The following is an 18,963-nucleotide window of genomic DNA, read 5'->3' as shown; positions in this document are numbered from 1 at the left end:
GTCTTACACGATATATTGGTCGCATCCCTCATTTAGGTTCACTGCAATGTGTCGAGCCAGACCTCGCTTAACCGTCGAATTCCCTCCTCTATCCGCTCCAATGGAATACCGCCGAACCCGATGAAAAATTCCAAGGCGCCGTTCACAGGAGGATGCAGCCATGTAAACGAAGCAGAGGCAAGACGAATGCTGGCAGCACCCGCCAACCGGATCAACTCTTGCTCCGTGCGGGAACTATCGACTCTCATCAGAATGTGGAACCCGGCATCTTCCCCAATAATGGAAGCCCGCTCCCCGAAATAGCTGTGGATGGAGGCGATGAGCCGATCATGCTTTTGCCGATACAGGTTGCGCATTTTACGCACATGCTTCTCTAGGTGGCCCCGTTCCATAAATAACTGCAGCGCATGTTGGTTCCACCGCGATGCCGACTGCTCGAAGAGCGTCCGATGCTCCATCCGCTGATAATCGCCGAGCAGCGACTTCGGCAGCACCATATAGTGAACGCCGATCGCCGGGGACAGCACTTGGGCAAATCCGCCCAAATAAATGACGTCCGCGTCTGGATTCAATCCTTGCAAAGAGGGAATCGGGCGGCCGTAATAGCGCAGTTCACCGTCATAGTCATCCTCGATGATGAATCCGTTCGTCTTCCGGGCCCACTCCAACAGCTGCAATCGCTTCGCGATCGGCATAATCATCCCCCGCGGAAATTGATGTGACGGAGACACGCAGACGATGCGGGCGGAGCTATCGTATAATTCACCGAGGTTGATTCCGTCTTCCTCCAATGACACGGGCGTCACTCGATAGCCGTGCTGGCGGAAGGTGGACGGACATAGCAGATATCCGGGGTTTTCTACAGCTATATGGTCCGTATGCTCTATCAATATCCGGCTGAGAAAAGATAGCAGGAAGTGCGGATCGGAACCGATCACGACTTGCTCTGGACTGCAGCGCACCCCTCTGAACTGGTGCAGATACGTTGCAATTTCCTGCCGTAGGCCGGGCTCCCCCTGTGGATCCCCGTACCAGAGTAATTCCTCCATACCCGAGCGAAGAGCATCATGGAACAAGCTGCGCCACACCCGAAACGGGAAGTGGGAACCGTCTATGTTCGACATGTGAAAGTCATATTTATATACCTTCGTATCGCGGGCTGGAGCCGCTCTATTCGAGGCTTCATGTGGCTGAATCGGGCGGTCCCCTGCCCCGCTTCCCAGCCGCAAATACGGCTCTGGCAGATGCTGCACGTAGTAGCCCTTCCTCGGCACACTGGCAATGAACCCTTCCGCAACAAGCTGACTGTACGCCAGCTCAACCGGCGTCGTGCTCAGCGCAAGGAAATCAGCCAAGGCGCGAATCGAAGGAAGCCGGGTATGTTCGGCCAGCCGGCCAGATACAATTTCATCCTTAATATATTCGAGCAGTTGCACATATTGGGGAATATGGCTGTTCTCATCAAGCTTGGGGATGAGCAGCATGTAAGTCCCCTCCTCTGTCCTTTTGTTTTTTACAAATCTGTCTATTTTCGAGTATACAAGATTTGACTATAGTTGGAATAGAACAAACAGGAGGGTTGCAAGATGAACACTATGGAACAAGCAGGAACACCCGTACGATTTTTGGAAGGCGCAGGCGTCTATTTACGGCCTATCGGCTTGGAGGATGCGGAGTCCTATTATTACAAGCTGTTCGATCCGGAAGTCAGAAGACTGACCGGTACGCAGAAGCATTTTTCGAAGGAACAAGTTGTCCGTTACATCGAGGGCAAAACACAGGACTCATCCGGCATGCTGTTGCTAATTGCGCTCTGTGAGACGAATGAGGTCATCGGGGACATCGAGCTGCAGGATATCGACGGCATTAACCGCAGCGCTAATATACGCATCGCCATTGGCGGCTCGGCCCATCAGGGGAAAGGATACGGCAGCGAAGCGATTGGCCTGCTGCTCGAATACGCATTCGGTACATTGCAGCTGCATCGGATCGAGCTGAACGTATTTGCCTTCAACAAACGTGCCATCCATGTGTATGAAAAGGCAGGGTTCAAACGCGAGGGCGTGCAGCGCGATGCGCTCTACTACGACCACAAGTACCATGATTCCATCATCATGAGCATCCTGGAGGATGAATACCGGAGCACCAAGTGACGGCGCGACACTAGCGTCATATCGGCAAGCCAGGGAGCGCGATGCTCCATGGCTTTTCTTATCTGATGATGTAATCGCGCCCATCCGTTATGACTAATCGTTGACTATTATCATAATGTATTATAATATCATTATTGAAATTAATAATGGTAAAAATAAGCATTCAATTACAACGGCTCATCCAAGCCGCTTGACGAACAGAAAGGGGCATCGTATGAACACAACGACCGGCAAGGCAAAGCGAACCAGTCGGAAGAACTGGGCTAAAATGCTGGTGACAGCCCTGGCTGTTCTCGTGTGCATCATCGGTCTCGGCTTTGTGTATGAATGGGTCGCATCCTTGCAGGCCAAGCAGAACTATCCCCCGCCGGGCAAGCTGGTCGATGTCGGTGGATTTCGCCTGCATGTGAAGAAGATCGGGATTGGCTCGCCGACGATTGTCTTCGAGGCTGGCAGCCGGGAGTCCAGCCACATCTGGAGAGATATCCCTGAGCAGTTGGCGAAGGACGCGACGGTCGTCACATACGACCGGGCCGGCTATAGCTGGAGTGAGCAGGCGGATACGGAACGGACCGGTAACCGTATCGTGCAAGAGCTGCATACCGCGTTGCAGCAGGAAGGCATTCGCGGGCCGTATATTCTTGTCGGCCATTCCCAGGGTGGCATGTATTCCCGACTGTTCGCGCAGCAGTATAGGGATGAAGTCGCCGGATTGGTGCTGCTGGATGCGCGACCGGAACAATTCTCGCAGGCAACGGATGCTATCTTTGAGCGGGAAGGACTGGATCCGGATAAGGCGGGAATTCCACCTACGGCCTTGGTGAAGTTATTAAAAGCGTCGGGGGCTATGCGACTGTTCCAGAATTCCCTATTAGCTCAATTGCCGACTGAGGAGAGGCCGCTCTATGTCAATGTGGATGCAGCGTCAGCTTACTTGGAGACGGCGGAAGAAGAAGACAGGCACATGACCGAGGTGGAAGAGGCTATCCGCGATCAACAGCTCGGATCCCTTCCCGTCAGAATCGTCACTCACGCCATTCCGAACGACGCCACCGCATTCGGCATGTCCGCAGAGAGCAGCCGCCAACTGGAAGATATATGGCAGGATCAGCAAAAGGGCTTGCTGGACATATCCACCGACAGCGAACTAATTATAGCTCAGAACAGCGGTCATATGATTATGCATGACGAGCCCGATCTGGTAGTTGAGATCGTGCAGGGATTATTGGCACAACACCGGAATTGAAACCCGTTGTTGTGTCATTTTGCATTTGATAAGCCTCGCTTCTCTTGGCTGCCGCAGCCATTTCACACGATTGACAAATGTTAGTTGATTGACAAGTCGTATACATGGGCATTATTATATCTATAAACACGATGTGTAACCGGTTACACATGGAAGGAATTGAAACCGTATGGCCACAATCAAGGACGTGTCCAGACTGGCGGGCGTATCGGTGGCCACCGTCTCCCGGGTCTTGAATCAGAATGGTTATGTCCACGAAGACACTGAGAAGAAGGTGTTGAATGCCATTCGGGAGCTCAATTATATCCCGAACGATGTGGCGCGAAGCTTGACGAAGAAATCGGCGAAGATGCTGGCGCTTATTGTGCCTGACATTACGAACCCGTTTTTCAACGAACTGGCCCGCGCTGTGGAGAAGGTCACCCAGTTGTACGGATATGCGACGATTCTGTGCAATTCCGATGACACCCCAGCCAATGAGAAACAATACATTCATGCTTTGAAGCAGAAATATATCGACGGGTTTATTTTAGCCACCAACACCTTGTCGCCTGAAGAAATACAGCAATTGGATGTCCCCGTCGTCATGCTTGACCGGACGATCTCCAGCACTATCCCGACGGTAGCATCTGACAACCGCGAGGGCGCGCGCATGGCCGTACAGTTCCTTCTGAACCAAGGCTGCCGGACTATCGCTCACATTCGCGGACCGCTCGAATTATCGATTGCCGACGAGCGATGCCAAGGCTACCTCGATGAGGTGGGACAAGCGGATTGGTTCCAGCCGGACTTGATTGTCAATGGAGACTTCAACTTGCATCATGCAGCTGATGCTATCCACGAGCTGCTGGATCGCCATCCAGACATTGACGGCATATTCGCTGGCAATGACATTATGGCCATGGGTGCCCTCCGCGCCGTACAGAAGCGCGGTGTCGCTGTTCCCGATGCGATGCAAATCGTCGGTTATGACGGCATTACACTTGGCGGGATGGTCTATCCTGAGTTGACGACCGTCGCACAGCCAATCTATGAGATGGGCTTGCTTGCCGCACGCATGCTCATCAAGCTCATTGAAAAGAAGCCATTGGACGTCATGCACTATAAGCTCGATGTGGAGCTCGTCCAGCGGGGAACGACCCGCGGAAGTGCAAATCAGCCGTAATAGAAATACAACCGTTGGGAAATACTACATGCCATCGGCACCTTTCCCTCCGGTCACATGCATCATGTTGTCAAATCCTCTTCATACCCGTTCCAAGCAGAAACGGCTCGGCAGCCCTTATATTTACGGGATGTACCGCACCGTTTCTGCAGAGTGAATCAGCACTCGCTCGGTCGCACAGGTTCATATACAAGCAACCGTTCTGATTCATATACAAACGTCTGGGATGAAGAATTTCTTTGTTCGATGTGTAACCGGTTACACATATAAAACACTCGCTAATATTCGTTATTCATAGAGCTGTGCCCAACAATCCATTCACTACACTAAAAGGAGTGCATTTACATGGAAAACTTGAAAAAGACCCCTATCATCTTGGATACCGACCCTGGCATTGACGACGCTGTCGCCATCGCCGCCGCTCTCTTCCACGATCGCATCGACGTCAAGCTGATGACGACGGTAGCAGGCAACGTGGGCTTAGACAAGACAACGAACAATGCATTGAAGCTGCTTCAATTTTTCGGCAAAGATGTTCCCGTAGCTCAAGGCGCCTCCAAGCCGCTCGTACGGCCAGCAGAGGATTCGAGCCACATTCACGGAGAATCCGGCATGGATGGCTACGAGTTCGACGTACCTGTTCAGGCTCCGTTGGCTCAGCATGCCGTGGAGGCCATGCGCGACGTCATCTTGAACAGCCCCGAGCCGATTACGATCGTGCCGATTGGACCGCTCACGAACGTGGCTCTGCTGCTTACCTTGTACCCAAATTGCGCATCGAACATCGAGCGCATCGTGCTGATGGGCGGATCCGCATCGCGCGGCAACCATACGCCGAATGCGGAATATAACATTTTCGCCGATCCGGAGGCAGCCAAGATCGTCTTCAATGCAGGACTGCCGATGGTGATGGTCGGCCTCGATGTAACGAGCCAAGCCACATTAACGACGGAAAATGTGGAAACGATAAGAGACATGAACAAGACGGGCAGCATGCTGTACTCTTTGTTCCAGCATTACCGGGGCGGCAGCCTCAAGGCACGCGGACTGAAAATGCATGATCTGTGCGCCATTGCCTACTTGGTCAATCCCGCGCTGTTCGAATCGCAAGACTGCTTCGTCGATATCGAGACGGTGGGCCTCTATACGGCTGGCACGACAGTAGTTGATATTAGCGGCCGCTTGGCCAAGCCAAGCAACGTGACGGTATGCTTGGACATTGACGTTCCGGCTTTCCGTGAATGGGCACTGGAAGTGCTTCACAACGCGATTTAACCTCAACTTAGAAAAGGAGCGTGTTCCACGTGTTGGAGATTATTATTAGCTTAGTTCTCCTTGTCGCAACAGGTTATTTAATCGCCAAAAACTATGACGCCAAATTCGTGCTCCTCGCTGCCGGTATCGGGCTTATGATTGCTGCCGCGCTGCTTGGTCACCCTGTGCTGAAGCCGGAAGATTCCACCGGTCTCGCCCTGTTAGATCCGTTCAAACAGATCGGGCTCATCTTCGTCAAGCAGTTGGGCAGTGTCGGTTTAACCATCATGGTTCTGTTCGGCTTCTCCAGTTATATGACACATATCGGTGCCAATGATGTCGCCGTGCATATGATGACGAAGCCTCTCGGGAAGATTAAGTCGCAGTACATTCTCGTGCCTATCATCTTCCTGCTTGGCAACTTGCTGTCGCTGGTCGTGCCGAGCGCTTCCAGCTTGGCGATCTTGCTGATGGCGACGCTATATCCCGTATTGAAAAATACGGGCATGTCCTCGCTGACGGCCGGCGCTGTCATTGCGACGACGGCTACGATTATGCCGACTCCGCTCGGGGCGGACAACGTCGTAGCAGCGGAGAAGCTTGGCTTGAACTTGGTCGAATATGTCTTCTCGTACCATGCCAAAATTTCGATTCCGGTGCTCCTGATTATGGCGGTGGCGCACTACTTCTGGCAAAAATATATGGATAAGCGCCAGCAAGGTACGCTCCAGCAGGACATTAATGACGAGAAATTGAATGTGAACAAGGATCTGCCGCCGGCTTATTACGGATTGCTGCCGATTCTGCCGCTCATTCTCGTATTGGTATTCGGCTTGTTTATTACGAGCGTCAAGCTCGGTCTTATCGAAATTACGTTTATTTGTATGGCGCTTGCCATTATAATCGAGATTATCCGCAAAGGCTCCTTCAAGGAAACGTCGAAGCAGCTCTCGATCTTCTTCACCGGCATGGGTGCCGGACTGGCACAGGTCGTCTCGCTTATCGTGGCAGCAAGCATGCTGGTTGAAGGTTTGAAGACGATTGGCCTCATCGATATGCTCATCGAATCCGTGCAGCACGTAGAGAGCGCTGGCGTCATCCTCATGTTCATCTTCGCGGGCGTTGCGGGCTTGATCGGATTCATTAGCGGTAGCGGCTTGGCTGTATTCTACTCGTTCATCAATATCATTCCGGAAATTACGGAAAAAATCGGTGTCAGCAGCATCATGGTCGCGCTGCCGATGCAATTGACTTCGAACTTGGTTCGTTCCATATCGCCGGTGGCGGCGGTCATTATCGTCGTTGCTTCGATTATTAAGGTTAACCCGATACAAATCGTCAAACGCACATCCGTGCCGATTCTGGTCGGGATCGTCTCTTGCTTAATCTTATCGTTCATCTTTTTCGCATAAGGCAGCAAGAGGCAGAGACACTGCCATAAGGACGTGTCTTGGGTAGGAAGGAGAGATTTCATATGAACCATATATGCGTACTGGGGAGTTTAAATAGAGATACGAGTCATTTGTTAACCAGATTACCCATGGTCGGAGAGACCGTTCACGGCATCGGCACATCATCAAGCGCTGGAGGAAAAGGGTGCAACCAGGCGGTGTCTGCCGCACGTCTGGGCGCCCGCGTATCCTTCATCGGCAAGGTCGGTGAAGATAAGGGAGGCGAGCAGCTGCTTAAGGTACTGCGGGAAGAGAACATAGACACCTCCCATATTCAAGTCGATCCGGACGTCCCAACGGGAGAAGCCACCATTCTGATTCAAGAGGATGGGAAAAATGCCATCATCGTAACGGCGGGCGCCAATATGAGCATCCGGGATGAAGATATCGAGCAGGCGTATGCGGCGATCGATCAAGCCGACATCGTCATCGCCCAGTTCGAAATTCCGATCCCGGCGGTGACGAAGGCATTTGCCTATGCCAAGCAGCAAGGCAAGGTGACCATTCTGAATCCGGCGCCGGCGAAAGAGATTCCGGATGCGCTGCTGCAGGCAACCGACATTCTCGTGCCGAACGAAACGGAGATGCAGGTCATTACAGGCGCCGAGCTGAACGGCGATGACGCCATTCGCACAGCGGCCGGCCAATTGCTCGGCCACGGCATCCGTTACGTCATCGTGACGCTCGGCGAGCAAGGCGCGCTCATCTGCCATGCAGATGGTGCCGAGCACGTACCGGCGCAGCTCGTCTCGGCCGTCGACACGACTGCGGCAGGCGATTCGTTCATCGGCGCGTTGTCCAGCAGACTTGATCTATCCCGCTGGCACGATCCGCAGCATCTTCGGGAAGTCGTGTCCTTCGCCAATTCCTTCTCAGCGTTGGTCGTACAGCGGAAAGGGGCTATCGCCTCCATTCCCCACTCACATGAGCTGGAATCGTAATAACAGGTTACATCAAGGAAAAAGAGCAGGCGCAGCCGAACAGCAGGATTGTTCAGGCTGCGCCTTCGTGTATGTTCCATGTTCATACCATATTGCACTCTCGGCGGACATCCGATATGCTGAGAACAGCTTCACTACATGACGAATAAAGGATGACTCTACATGGAGAAATGGATTGAATACTGTCTTAGCAAACAAGGTTCTCTTCTTACCTTCCCGTTCGGCAGCGACATTCCCGTCGTCCGCGTGGGCGGCAAAATGTTCGCGTTATTCCGCAGGACGGACGGTTCGTCCAGCGTCAACTTGAAATGCGAGCCTTTCCGCGCCGAGGCTCTGCGGGAACAATTTGCCGAGATTTCTCCAGGGTACCATATGAACAAGCGCCACTGGAACACCGTACAGCTCCAAGGCAGCCTGGGTGATTCCGAAATCAAAACGCTTATCGATCACTCCTATGAGTTGGTCTATAAAGGACTGACGAAAGAGGAGAAAAAGGCGATCAGCTAACAAGGAACATAGCCCTTTGCTTGAGTTGCCCTTAACTAGCTATTGAACCTACCGTCAGACTTCAGACCGCTAACTTGTTGCTTGTCGCCAAGAAGTGCTTTATTATTATTTTTGAAAATGATAATAGTAAGATGAGGGGGAGCCCATGAATAAGAAAGCCCAATTAATTCTGCACCCAGTCCGCATGCGCATCGTGCAAACCCTGTTGGGAAATCGCAAGCTGACCGTACACGAGATAGCCGAACGGCTGCCGAATGTTCCTCAGGCTACGTTATACCGTAACTTAAATAAACTCGTTGCAGGCAACATCCTTGAAGTCGTCGATTCGAGACAAGTGCGTGGAGCCGTAGAGAAAATATATGCGCTTGGGGACAGTAAGGCGAATTTTACGACCGAAGAGTTTGATGGCAGCACCAAAGAAGAGCAAATGAATTGGTTCATTCAATTTGCCACCGGCTTGATTGACCAGTACGGCCGCTATCTGGAGCAAGACCAGATTGACTTGGCCAAAGACGGCCTCACGTTCCGCGAAGCCGATCTATACATGAGCGATGAAGAATTCGAAGCCTTCAAGCTAGACATTCTTGCCGCCTACGGGAAAGTAATGCCGAACGAACCTGCACCGCATCGCAGCAAGCGGACCGTGTCCTTCATCATAATCCCTGAGGGCGATAACACAGGAAACAGCGGCCGGCAATAACGACTGTTGCGACCGCCAAATTCAGAACTTAAGAGTTCAAATAAGAAGACAGCTTTATTATTATTTCCGTGCTTCAACAACGGATTGTCTCTCCACCAATACCGGCGGAACACTCTCTCTTCGACCCGTTCCCCCATTCAGCAGCTCGATCAGCATCTCGACAGCCCGAATGCCGATCCGCTCGTTGGCATGCCGAATTGTCGTTAGCGGCGGGTTCGTGTAAGCAGTGAAGAACGCGCCATCGTAGCCTGTGACAGATATGTCCTCAGGCACGCGAACCCCTTGCTGGGATAGCGCCATTATCGCACCCATGGCCATCAGATCGTTAGCCAATCTGGCGATGTCCCTGCTGAAGCAACAACCGGCCGGCAAGGCGTCCTCCCGCTCGGTCATCGGAAGAGATGAGCGAGCAGTTGGCTCCAATCGCATCCCGAAGTTGACACAAGGCACCTTCATGCGAAGCGCATCCTTAACCAACTGATGATCTTTCCAGAAGGCCGGCATGAAAATGCCGATCAGTTGCTGCTCTTGCCCACGAGTTGCTTCGCTCCGAGATCGGGACATATCCCATCTCCCGAGCCTTCTGCTGTACGCGTTCGATCGTCTTCGGATGGACGCCGTAGCTTCCGTTCAAGGCGCGTGATATCGTGCTGACCGCCAAATTCAATTCCTTTGCGATATCTTTAAGGGATATCTTCATTGATGCTGTGTTCCCTCTTCAATCAAAATATTGCCAGCTTCTTCTTTCGTTAATTTCGACACATCCCGCTGCTGCCCCCTATCCCTATCTAATTTCTGAATGGCTGTGATTTGGGTCGCTGTTGCCTTTTGAAAGCGAATGAGCCTTTCCATATTGCCCGATGCAATCTTCGTCGCCAGTTCACGATCCTGAAGCGCATCCATCATCTGATACATCGCTTCAATCGCTTGCTCTTCCGCTGCCAATCCAAAGCCTGAATCGGTGCTCAACAAAAATCGATCTGGAAAGTCCTTTATTACCGGAATGAAATCAACTAGCTTGTTTGCACTTTCTGGGTTAAACGCAGTAAATCCAGCGAAAAAATCCGCATAAAGGTTTGGATATTTCTCCAAAAGCATGCGGATATTCTCCGGAGAGTTATACGCATTGGAATGCGCGAAAATGATCGTCGTGTCCGGATATGCTTTCAAAGCTTCTTCCAGCTTGGCAATAACCATCCCGTTCGGCGGGTCAATATGGAGAAGCAAAGGCGCATTATATGCCGCGCACAGCTCATACAGCTGTGGGAAGATGCCATCCATCGGATGCTCTGTCTTCCACGCCACATTAGCGAGAACCGGAGAGTAAGTCGAAGCGGCTGCCAATTCGCCCAGGCCGAAGTAACCCTGCTCCAGCTTCTCCTTCACCATATCCAGACTTGCAGGGTCGTGGAGATCAATCCCTGAGAAGAAGGGAACGAACCGCTCCGGATATTGCTGATACGCTTCCCAAGCATACTGGTCAGTCTGAATGGCACTCGGTTCGGACACATTGCCGAACAGAACGACTCGATCCACCCTATACTTATCCCACATGTGGTCGATTTTCCAATCATAAGAACGATTGCTTGCGCTATGATTATGCGCATCGATTAGCGGGATATCTCCATACCGCTTGACCAAGTTGTCGAAGCTGTCTTGCGAATCCTTAGAAGACGCATCTGCCACCTTCGACTCATTCGCGGTCGCGGCAGCGTCCCTGGAAGAGGATGGGGCTGGATCTGACGGCGGTAGAACCCAATACTTTAAGATTAGTGCCGCTCCAATGATAACAATCGCGTACATGCAGGCGAGTAAAAGCTTTTTACCTTGAGACATTATTCCACCACTTCCCTTCGACGCTGTACTGTACCCATTTTCTTTGTACTAACGATCCTTGGTTACATCATTGCAGCTATCCCTATGGCAGCAATGCGGGCGATGTTCGTCAGCATGAAATTTTGCACCGCCAAGCCGAACGTCTCTGCTTTCGTCTGCTTCTCTGTGAACAGCTTGATGTTCTTGCGAACCGGAATAAAGGTGAGCAATACGAGCAGCGGAATGATCGGATTCACTTGCAACAGCAACAAGGCGATGAGGTCTAAATAGGATGCATAGTACAAACAACGGAACAAGATTAACGCGTTCGGTTTGCCAATATAGACAGGAAGCGTATATCGCTTGTTCTCAATGTCTTCTTCAATGTCGCATATATTGTTGGCCAACATAATATTCGCAATGCCCAATATGGCCGGGATAGAGATGAAGAATATTAATATTACTTCAATGATGTTGATATGTATGTCGAGATATCCATTTTCAATAAATAGTGTAACTAGCTGTTGATTGTCAATGTGGATATAGGTCGAGATAAATATAATGACAAAGCCCATGAACAACCCCGAGAACAGCTCACCAAGCGGCATTCGTGAAATCGCGATCGGGCCTAAGGAATATAAAAATCCAACCATGAATGACAGGCCGCCCAGCAGCAAAATTATGATGTCGGTCTGCAAAAACAGCACAAACCCCGACGTCATCGCCGCAAGGAGCAACGTGACAATGACACCGACGACCGTGCTCTCTTTTAATTTGTGCTGGACGATGGCATTATGAACTTCATATCCGTAGCCATGGGTCTTGACCGCCTTTTTATAATCGATATAATTGTTGATCGCCGTCGTGGCCATATCAAAGGACAACAACGAAATCAACATGAGCAGAAAATGAGTCAACCGAAACTCTTGGAACCGAAACACCGCATAGAGGGTGCCTATGCAAAACGGTATCATGCTTGCCGCTTTGGTCTTAATTTCAACCAGCTTTAAATATTGTCCGACTGTCACAACCATACTCCCTTTTGTTTGAAAATTGAAACATCATTTTTGAAATCTTTCACCATTTTATCGCAAAAAGCGGCAAATTACAGCATATTCCGTTCAATTGTTCCCTGTTGTGTCGACAATTTGGGCGACATGATGTAAGAAACGGTCGAAGTCTTGCCTGTTCGGATAATGGGCCGAGTTCTCCAGCACGATAAATCGCTTGCCTTTGGGAGTCTTTACGTGTTCATAATATTTCTTAGCCATTTCAAAATTGGCCGCCATATCGTGTTTTCCTTGAATGAAATAAACCGGCACCTTGATCTCAGGTATCGTCGCAAACAAATTGGTGCTGATAATCTCCTCCTGCAGTTCCGTACTCTCGAAAATGCTAAACTTAGCTCCAGATACCAACGTCTTATATATGTCCGTAATGGTGTAATCGGGAGATATAAATGCGCCCGTTATCAACCCGAAAATACTCGCTTGATCGGTATGTTCATCCTTATAGTTGTACCCGGTAGATTGATTCAGCAATTCTCCAAATTGTTCCTCGCGTTTACCGAAATAAGGAGCTGCGCCCAGCTTATGCAGCTGCTGCATCGCCTTCTGATCCTGATCTTCTTCTGCCTGGTTCAAAAGCCACTGGTAGGCCAACTTTTGACCTTCTATTATATTGGTGATTTGTCCGAGAGCGATATAAGCATGGAACTTTTCCGGAAAGCGATAGGCTAATTCTGTTCCGATTATGGTGCCGAATGAATTCCCGATAATATATATTCGATTTTGATGAAATTTGGTCCTGACATAATCGACGACCTCATTGGCATCAGTAATAAACTGCTCTATATTCATCGTTGCGATATCGATGTCCTTCGAATAACTCTTCCCTGCTCCCCTCTGATCATAATATACGGCGACACAACTGCCGGTGATTTCGGGGTATAGAGAACGGGAGCTCACGCCAAAGGGGAAAGGAGACCCTGGTCCCCCATGCAAAAATAAGCAGACCGGCTTCGTTTTGTCTTCACCTTCCATGAGAATATATTGTTTGATTCCGCCGATTTGCAGCTCTTCAACGACGCTAATGCCTCCGTTTTTCGTAAGTGCCTCGCCATTCTGTACAATCTGCTGCTGCATCACTAATCTGTAACCCAAGGCGAAAAGAACGACGGACAGGAGGACAGCAACAATAATGAATATGAACCATAACATTCGCGATCCCATCCTTTTTCTCGCTATGCTCATCAATCGTTGTCTCCTTGAACCTGAAGCACGAACTTCAACATATCCCGCAGAACTTGCAGTTGCTTAGACACATGAATGTTCTCTGTCCCTAGATGAACGCTGTTGAACCTTATCCCTTCCAGAGCAGACAGCATCATTTCGACAATATCCTCTACCTGATGCAACGGTGCAAACTCTCCCGTGCGGACACCTTCGCGAATGACACCTGCGATCCATTCCATGGCCTCGGAGAACCGCTCCTGCAGCTGCGCCGATCGTTCCTCGTTCCTCCAAGCGGTAATGAAATACTCATAACCAACCGCAAAAAGAGGATCACCCGCCTGTTCCAGCATCTTTTCCTGAGTGTCCAGCATCCATATTATTCGATCCCAAGCCGTCATGGCCTCATCCGGGAACGCCTCTAACACTTGTTCATCTTTGCCTAATATCAGGTCTTGCAACATGTCCTCCGTATTCGAATAGTACATATACACACCGCCAAAGCTTTTCCCAGATTCCTCCACAATGTCTTTCATCGTTGTCGGCTCGAATCCTTTCCGGCTGAATACCCTTCCGGCTGCCTCCAGAATTTCACGGCGACGTTGTTCTTTGTAATGCGCAGATACTTTAGGTGACATGTTAGAACGACCTCCCATTATTGAATAGACAACAAAACGAGAAATGTCTCGTTTATTTTAATGTTTTTATTATAACGAGAAGGTTCTCGTTTTTCAAGAATGTGAGGCATTGACTCTGCACCATTAACGAAATGATCCGTTCGTGCAATGACGCGCTCAGATTGACGGTGATCCGCTTCATCCACCCCTTTGCTTCATTCTCCCCAACCTTCAGGAAGCGGCAGTCCGATGACAACTCAAGCTAACTGCCGTCATGATTGGCGCTTCATGATATGTCCTATACGAATCGGCATGTGCTTTTATTCATGACAATATCTCACACTGGAATTGATTTGGAACTATTTCTACAGTTGGGGCGTCTATATATATAGAAATAGATAAGGGGGATTTATCCAATGGTACCTGATGCCAAATGTAGACGGCGGGATATCATCATCCTGCTGCTGTCGCTCGTCGGTGCCGTAGCACTGTTCATAGTCATATTCGTTACCTTTTCCTTCAAACACGTGGAAGCACAAGTGCAGAAGGAGCAGAAGGATAATACCGGTCCCGACATCAAAATCTTGCAGGACGGTGTGGAAATGAAATTAAGTAATCCGCCCTTCCTCAAATCGGGCAGAATTTTCGTACCGCTGCGCGATCTGTCTCAACTGCTGGATTTCAGAACGGACTGGGATGCCACACATCAGATAATTACTGTAATTGGAATCAACCATGTTGTAAGGGTGGACCCATACAGTATACAGGCTCTCGTTGACGGGAAATCGGTCAGAATGGATGCTGATCCGGTTATTAGAGGCAATTCGACCTATGTTCCTCTGCAATTTTTCGCCTCTGCCTTCGGAACTCCGGTTACATGGGATACGTATACGAAGACGGTCAACATCAATAATCAATCGAAATATCTTCATGCCGTCCATCCAGACGGAACAATGTTCTGGGTCAGCAAGCAAAACGGCACGCTCTATATGAGGAGCGCTGGCATGGGAGCCAAACTCGTAACCGTTGGTCAAATCCATTTGAACACGATCGAGATCGACAAAGGGAATATGAGGGTAGAAAGCTTAGACCCCCAAGGGTATGACATTGAAATTGCGGTTTCCATGAAAGATATGACGGATGTTGTGTATAACGTGCGTGTCCTTGGCGGTGCAATCGCGAGGGAAACGATAACTATTCCAAGCGACTGAGGCCGACTGCAGCCGCATTTTATTCTCTTGACTTTCGAATCTATCAGCTTTAATCTAAAGATAGGTAGATAACTAGATTCATTTTCCAATTACATATATTTATCTTTATTGATAAAGGCAAACCCATCGAAAGATGGCGACGCAAAGCTACAGGGGCTACGGCGAAGTTTTTCGCTAAGCCAGCCAGTTACCGATATAGAAGCTTAACGTTTCTTTGCGACGTTATGAAGCCCTTCTTATTTCGGTAAGAAGGGCTTTTTCATTTACAATTTTACAACTGCATATGTCAACTCCGTATTGACAAGGGCAAACCCACTGAAAGGTGGGGACGCAAAGCTACAGGGGCTTCAGCGATATTCGCAAAGCCAGCCAGTTACCAATAATGAAGTGTAACGTCTTGTTGCATGGATTATGCCCTTCTTATCTCGATAAGAAGGGTTTTCTATTTTCAGACGCGGCCTTCGATTAGGAGAGATTGTAATGAAGTGGGACAAGCGTTTACTAGTCTTCCTAGCATTTATTACTCTAATATTTGCTTTACCTACATACACGGTTCATGCAGAAGACAGCACAATTGATAGATTAGTCGTTCTGCCAAGCGGCGACTATAACGTCAATGAGGCAACCGCTATGAAGCAACGGCTAGAGAAGATTCCAGCCAACATCTTGAGCGCGCTATTCAACAAAGGCGTAAAAATTAAATTAACGAACGACATCATTACGAATGAGCCTGAATTGAATTATTTAAAAGGCGTGACGCCAAGAGGGTGGGAAGGCACAGGATTAACGTGGGATGATGTTCCAGGAGTAAGCGAGAGAGTCGTCGTCGCCAGAATTGGTTACAGCAACAAAGGCAAAGGCCATAACTCGCTCAATCTGGAAATTCACGAAACGATGCATGCGGTAGATCGGTTCGTATTTAACGAAGTTAGCAGCACAGAAGAGTTCAAAAACATATTTAATGCAGAAGCTAGCGTGAAATACAGCGGAGACAGCTATGTCTCGGTTCAACCGACAGAATACTTTGCGGAAACCGCCAGCTTGTATGTATATAGCGAGAACACACGCAATGATCTGAAAAACAGCATGCCGCTCACGTATGAATTTTTGGACAAGCTGTTTACCAGCTAATATCGATAAATGAGAAAAGCTCCTCTCTGGTCACGCCAGAAAGGAGCTTTCTTATTGCTTAGCGGTGATATCCTACAGGTCTTAAGGGTACACCCGATCCGGATTGACTTGATCCCAGACTTCGGTTTCATCCGCATTTCTCTGATACTCATGATGATTCGTAGCTTCCAGCACATCCGTGTAGTACCACTTGGTCGGCGTATTGTCCGGCCACTGCTTCGCGTCCTTGTGAATGCCGTCTGCCTTCACCTTCCGGTTCAAAACGCTGTTGATGAAGGACATGGCTTCCGCACGGGAAATGTACTGGTTCGGCTTGAACGTTCCGTCTGGATAGCCTTTAATCCAGCCTTTGTTAGCAGCTGATACGATATATTTTTCTGCCCAATGTCCGCTAATGTCGGTAAACATATCGTTCTTCTGCTCATCCAGCTTGTCGAAGCGTGATGCGATCGCGGCAAATTCCGCTCTCGTAATCGAACGTTCCGGCTTAAAGGTTCCGTCTGGATAACCCGTGATAATGCTCGCATTTTCCATCGTGGAGATATGTTTGTTCGACCAGCGCTTGCTGTCGACATCTCCGTAGGAATTGCTGCCTTTCATGTAGTTGCTGCGGGCCTCATTCTCCATCAGTCGGTAGAAGATAACAGCAACTTCCTCGCGGCTGATAAGGTTCTCCGGCTTAATCGTTCCGTCCGGATAGCCGTTAATGTAATTGTAGTGATTATCCATTTCCAGCTTCGGTGGAACTGGCGGCAATGGCGGTACCGGAGGCAACGGGTTGACCGGGTTAGTCGGGTTGGTCGTTACTGTTGTCGTCGAGCCGCCCGGGCTTCCCGTTCCAGGATTCCCCGGATCAGGATTGGTCGTATTTTTCGTGTAGTAGAAAACATACTCCTGCCCTTCGCCAGTCGTAAAGGTATACGTGTCACTTGCCTTGACAGGTGTGTACCCGGATACCGATACAGCCGAAAGAGCTACCTTCTCGCCAGCTTTGCCGCTCTTCGTCGTCGGTTCGGCCAGTTGCTTGCCTGTGCCTTGCTCCAAGTACTTCACGGTGACATGTTGGTCTACATTAGATGCATCCTTGGTGTAGTGAATCTCCAGTAACTGATTCGGTTCACTCGTAAAGGTATAAGGGTAAATGGACTGTTCAGGCGTATATACCGCCCCAGTAACGGTAATCGGTGTCGGTCTTACATTGATGTGTTCTCCGGTTCTGCCCTTAACGCTTGTCGAGTCCTTTACAGGCTGGTTTGTTTCCTTATCCAAGTGCATGATGGTGAGCAGTTGCACATCATCAGCGCCACCCTTCGTATAGAAGAAGGTGTACTCTTGATCCGGATTAGCGATAATTACATATTCATGATTAAAGTTCAATGGCGTATACACCGCATCAGACACTGTAATCTGATAGGCAGTCAGCCAGAGAATATCTCCAACCTTGCCTGTATGGAGGGTTGGTTCTTGCAAGACTGCATTTGTATCCTGCTCCACATAATGAACAGTGACCGTATAATCTTCACCTTGATTTACTTTGTTGTAGAAGAAAGTGTACTCCTGTACGTCTGCATTTGTGATAGTGTAATCGACGCTATAGCTTTCAGGAGCGTATACGGCATCAGATACCGTAATATCTGTTGCTGTTAACTTGATGCTTTCTCCAACTTTTCCGATATGTGACGTAGACTCTTGCAACACCGCATTTGTCACACGCTCCACATAATTCACTGTCACAGTACGTTGTTCATCCGTTGGAGCATCCTTTTTGTAGTAGAACGTGTATACATTGTCTTCCGCTTTGAAGGTGTATTCAACCTCTGACTTTTCCGGGGTATACCCGGCTATCAATACAGCCTTCAGCGTGATTTGCTTGCCTGTATAGCCTTCTTGCATAGTTGGCTCAGCCAGTTCTTTATCCGTATCTTTTTCAAAATACTGCACGGTCAGAACCTGCCCTTTAGGCGCGTAGTAGAAGGTGTACTCGTTCCCGTCTGCTTTGAAGGTATACTCGTAAGATTTAGCTTCTGGCTCGTATCCTGCGATTTCCTTCGCGTTCAGCGTGATTGTTTTGCCTGTGTATCCCGCTTCGCTCGTTGCCTTAGCCAATTCCTTGCCTGTTTCCCTATCTACATATTTCACCGTCACGCTTTGCTCGCCTGCAGTGTAGTAGAAGGTGTACTCGTTCCCGTCTGCTTTGAAGGTATACTCGTAAGATTTAGCTTCTGGCTCGTATCCTGCGATTTCCTTCGCGTTCAGCGTGATTGTTTTGCCTGTGTATCCCGCTTCACTCGTTGCCTTAGCCAGTTCCTTGCCTGTTTCCCTATCTACATATTTCACCGTCACGCTTTGCTCGCCTGCAGTGTAGTAGAAGGTGTACTCGTTCCCGTCTGCTTTGAAGGTATACTCGTAAGATTTAGCTTCTGGCTCGTATCCTGCGATTTCCTTCGCGTTCAGCGTGATTGTTTTGCCTGTGTATCCCGCTTCGCTCGTTGCCTTAGCCAGTTCCTTGCCTGTTTCCCTATCTACATATTTCACCGTCAC

18 protein-coding genes and 2 riboswitches are annotated in these 18,963 nt (G+C 49.5%); of the genes, 10 read left to right on the top strand and 8 right to left on the bottom strand.

What is annotated here, in order from left to right:
• Window positions 1–38: 38 nt before the first annotated feature.
• The gene (gene pdxR / locus LQV63_RS13205; RefSeq protein WP_233697062.1) at window positions 39–1,484 is read right to left on the bottom strand and encodes a MocR-like pyridoxine biosynthesis transcription factor PdxR; all 1,446 of its coding nucleotides are present in this window, start codon (window positions 1,482–1,484) and stop codon (window positions 39–41) included.
• Between the two features lie 102 nt (window positions 1,485–1,586).
• Between pdxR and LQV63_RS13200 the strand changes: the two genes are divergently transcribed.
• From LQV63_RS13200 to LQV63_RS13165, 8 genes are all read left to right on the top strand, one after another.
• Window positions 1,587–2,153: a GNAT family N-acetyltransferase gene (locus tag LQV63_RS13200; protein ID WP_233697061.1), complete on the top strand. Its 567-nt coding sequence runs from the start codon at window positions 1,587–1,589 to the stop codon at window positions 2,151–2,153.
• Window positions 2,154–2,367: 214 nt separating this feature from the next.
• On the top strand, window positions 2,368–3,399 hold the full coding sequence (locus LQV63_RS13195) for an alpha/beta fold hydrolase (protein ID WP_233697060.1): 1,032 nt from the start codon (window positions 2,368–2,370) through the stop codon (window positions 3,397–3,399).
• Window positions 3,400–3,568: 169 nt separating this feature from the next.
• Window positions 3,569–4,564: a LacI family DNA-binding transcriptional regulator gene (locus LQV63_RS13190; RefSeq protein WP_019421290.1), complete on the top strand. Its 996-nt coding sequence runs from the start codon at window positions 3,569–3,571 to the stop codon at window positions 4,562–4,564.
• A 345-nt stretch (window positions 4,565–4,909) separates the two neighbouring features.
• Complete coding sequence (gene rihC / locus LQV63_RS13185; RefSeq protein ID WP_233697059.1) at window positions 4,910–5,839, top strand: ribonucleoside hydrolase RihC; 930 nt, start codon at window positions 4,910–4,912, stop codon at window positions 5,837–5,839.
• Between the two features lie 29 nt (window positions 5,840–5,868).
• Window positions 5,869–7,230 carry a C4-dicarboxylate transporter DcuC gene (gene dcuC, locus LQV63_RS13180; protein WP_019421292.1) on the top strand — a complete coding sequence of 454 codons (1,362 nt, stop codon included), beginning with the start codon at window positions 5,869–5,871 and terminating at the stop codon, window positions 7,228–7,230.
• 62 nt (window positions 7,231–7,292) lie between these two features.
• Entirely contained in the window at window positions 7,293–8,210 is a 918-nt protein-coding gene (gene rbsK, locus LQV63_RS13175; protein ID WP_233697058.1) for a ribokinase, read from the top strand.
• Window positions 8,211–8,372: 162 nt separating this feature from the next.
• On the top strand, window positions 8,373–8,717 hold the full coding sequence (locus LQV63_RS13170; RefSeq protein WP_233697057.1) for an MmcQ/YjbR family DNA-binding protein: 345 nt from the start codon (window positions 8,373–8,375) through the stop codon (window positions 8,715–8,717).
• A 145-nt stretch (window positions 8,718–8,862) separates the two neighbouring features.
• Window positions 8,863–9,417 carry a helix-turn-helix domain-containing protein gene (locus LQV63_RS13165; RefSeq protein WP_019421295.1) on the top strand — a complete coding sequence of 185 codons (555 nt, stop codon included), beginning with the start codon at window positions 8,863–8,865 and terminating at the stop codon, window positions 9,415–9,417.
• Window positions 9,418–9,477: 60 nt separating this feature from the next.
• On the opposite strand, the gene LQV63_RS13160 is transcribed toward LQV63_RS13165, so the two are convergent.
• From LQV63_RS13160 to LQV63_RS13135, 6 genes are all read right to left on the bottom strand, one after another.
• Window positions 9,478–9,873: a substrate-binding domain-containing protein gene (locus tag LQV63_RS13160; protein ID WP_233697056.1), complete on the bottom strand. Its 396-nt coding sequence runs from the start codon at window positions 9,871–9,873 to the stop codon at window positions 9,478–9,480.
• Window positions 9,874–9,886: 13 nt separating this feature from the next.
• Window positions 9,887–10,117 carry a LacI family DNA-binding transcriptional regulator gene (locus LQV63_RS13155; protein WP_233697055.1) on the bottom strand — a complete coding sequence of 77 codons (231 nt, stop codon included), beginning with the start codon at window positions 10,115–10,117 and terminating at the stop codon, window positions 9,887–9,889.
• Complete coding sequence (locus tag LQV63_RS13150; protein ID WP_233697054.1) at window positions 10,114–11,253, bottom strand: amidohydrolase family protein; 1,140 nt, start codon at window positions 11,251–11,253, stop codon at window positions 10,114–10,116. The genes LQV63_RS13155 and LQV63_RS13150 overlap by 4 nt, the downstream gene beginning before the upstream one ends.
• A 62-nt stretch (window positions 11,254–11,315) precedes the next feature.
• On the bottom strand, window positions 11,316–12,260 hold the full coding sequence (locus LQV63_RS13145) for a prenyltransferase (RefSeq protein WP_233697053.1): 945 nt from the start codon (window positions 12,258–12,260) through the stop codon (window positions 11,316–11,318).
• 93 nt (window positions 12,261–12,353) lie between these two features.
• Window positions 12,354–13,451, bottom strand: a complete 1,098-nt coding sequence (locus LQV63_RS13140; RefSeq protein ID WP_233697052.1) for an alpha/beta fold hydrolase — start codon at window positions 13,449–13,451, stop codon at window positions 12,354–12,356.
• A 32-nt stretch (window positions 13,452–13,483) separates the two neighbouring features.
• Window positions 13,484–14,101 (bottom strand): TetR family transcriptional regulator, encoded by a 618-nt coding sequence (locus LQV63_RS13135; RefSeq protein ID WP_233697051.1) that lies wholly within the window; start codon window positions 14,099–14,101, stop codon window positions 13,484–13,486.
• 395 nt (window positions 14,102–14,496) lie between these two features.
• Between LQV63_RS13135 and LQV63_RS13130 the strand changes: the two genes are divergently transcribed.
• Together LQV63_RS13130 and LQV63_RS13125 are read left to right on the top strand one after the other, a co-directional pair.
• A complete protein-coding gene (locus LQV63_RS13130) occupies window positions 14,497–15,291 on the top strand; it encodes a stalk domain-containing protein (protein ID WP_233697050.1) in 795 nt (264 codons plus the stop codon).
• Window positions 15,292–15,397: 106 nt separating this feature from the next.
• Window positions 15,398–15,486: riboswitch (cyclic di-GMP riboswitch) on the top strand.
• Window positions 15,487–15,586: 100 nt separating this feature from the next.
• A riboswitch (cyclic di-GMP riboswitch) is annotated at window positions 15,587–15,672 on the top strand.
• Between the two features lie 99 nt (window positions 15,673–15,771).
• Window positions 15,772–16,422 carry an anthrax toxin lethal factor-related metalloendopeptidase gene (locus LQV63_RS13125; protein WP_233697049.1) on the top strand — a complete coding sequence of 217 codons (651 nt, stop codon included), beginning with the start codon at window positions 15,772–15,774 and terminating at the stop codon, window positions 16,420–16,422.
• Between the two features lie 81 nt (window positions 16,423–16,503).
• On the opposite strand, the gene LQV63_RS13120 is transcribed toward LQV63_RS13125, so the two are convergent.
• The coding region (locus LQV63_RS13120) for a MucBP domain-containing protein (protein WP_233697048.1) at window positions 16,504–18,963 on the bottom strand (2,460 nt) is incomplete at its 5' end.

The organism is Paenibacillus profundus, assembly GCF_021369635.1.
Classification (GTDB): domain Bacteria; phylum Bacillota; class Bacilli; order Paenibacillales; family Paenibacillaceae; genus Paenibacillus_B; species Paenibacillus_B profundus.
The sequence above is the reverse complement of the archived record's forward strand: the minus strand, read 5'-3'. Positions and strand labels throughout refer to the sequence as shown.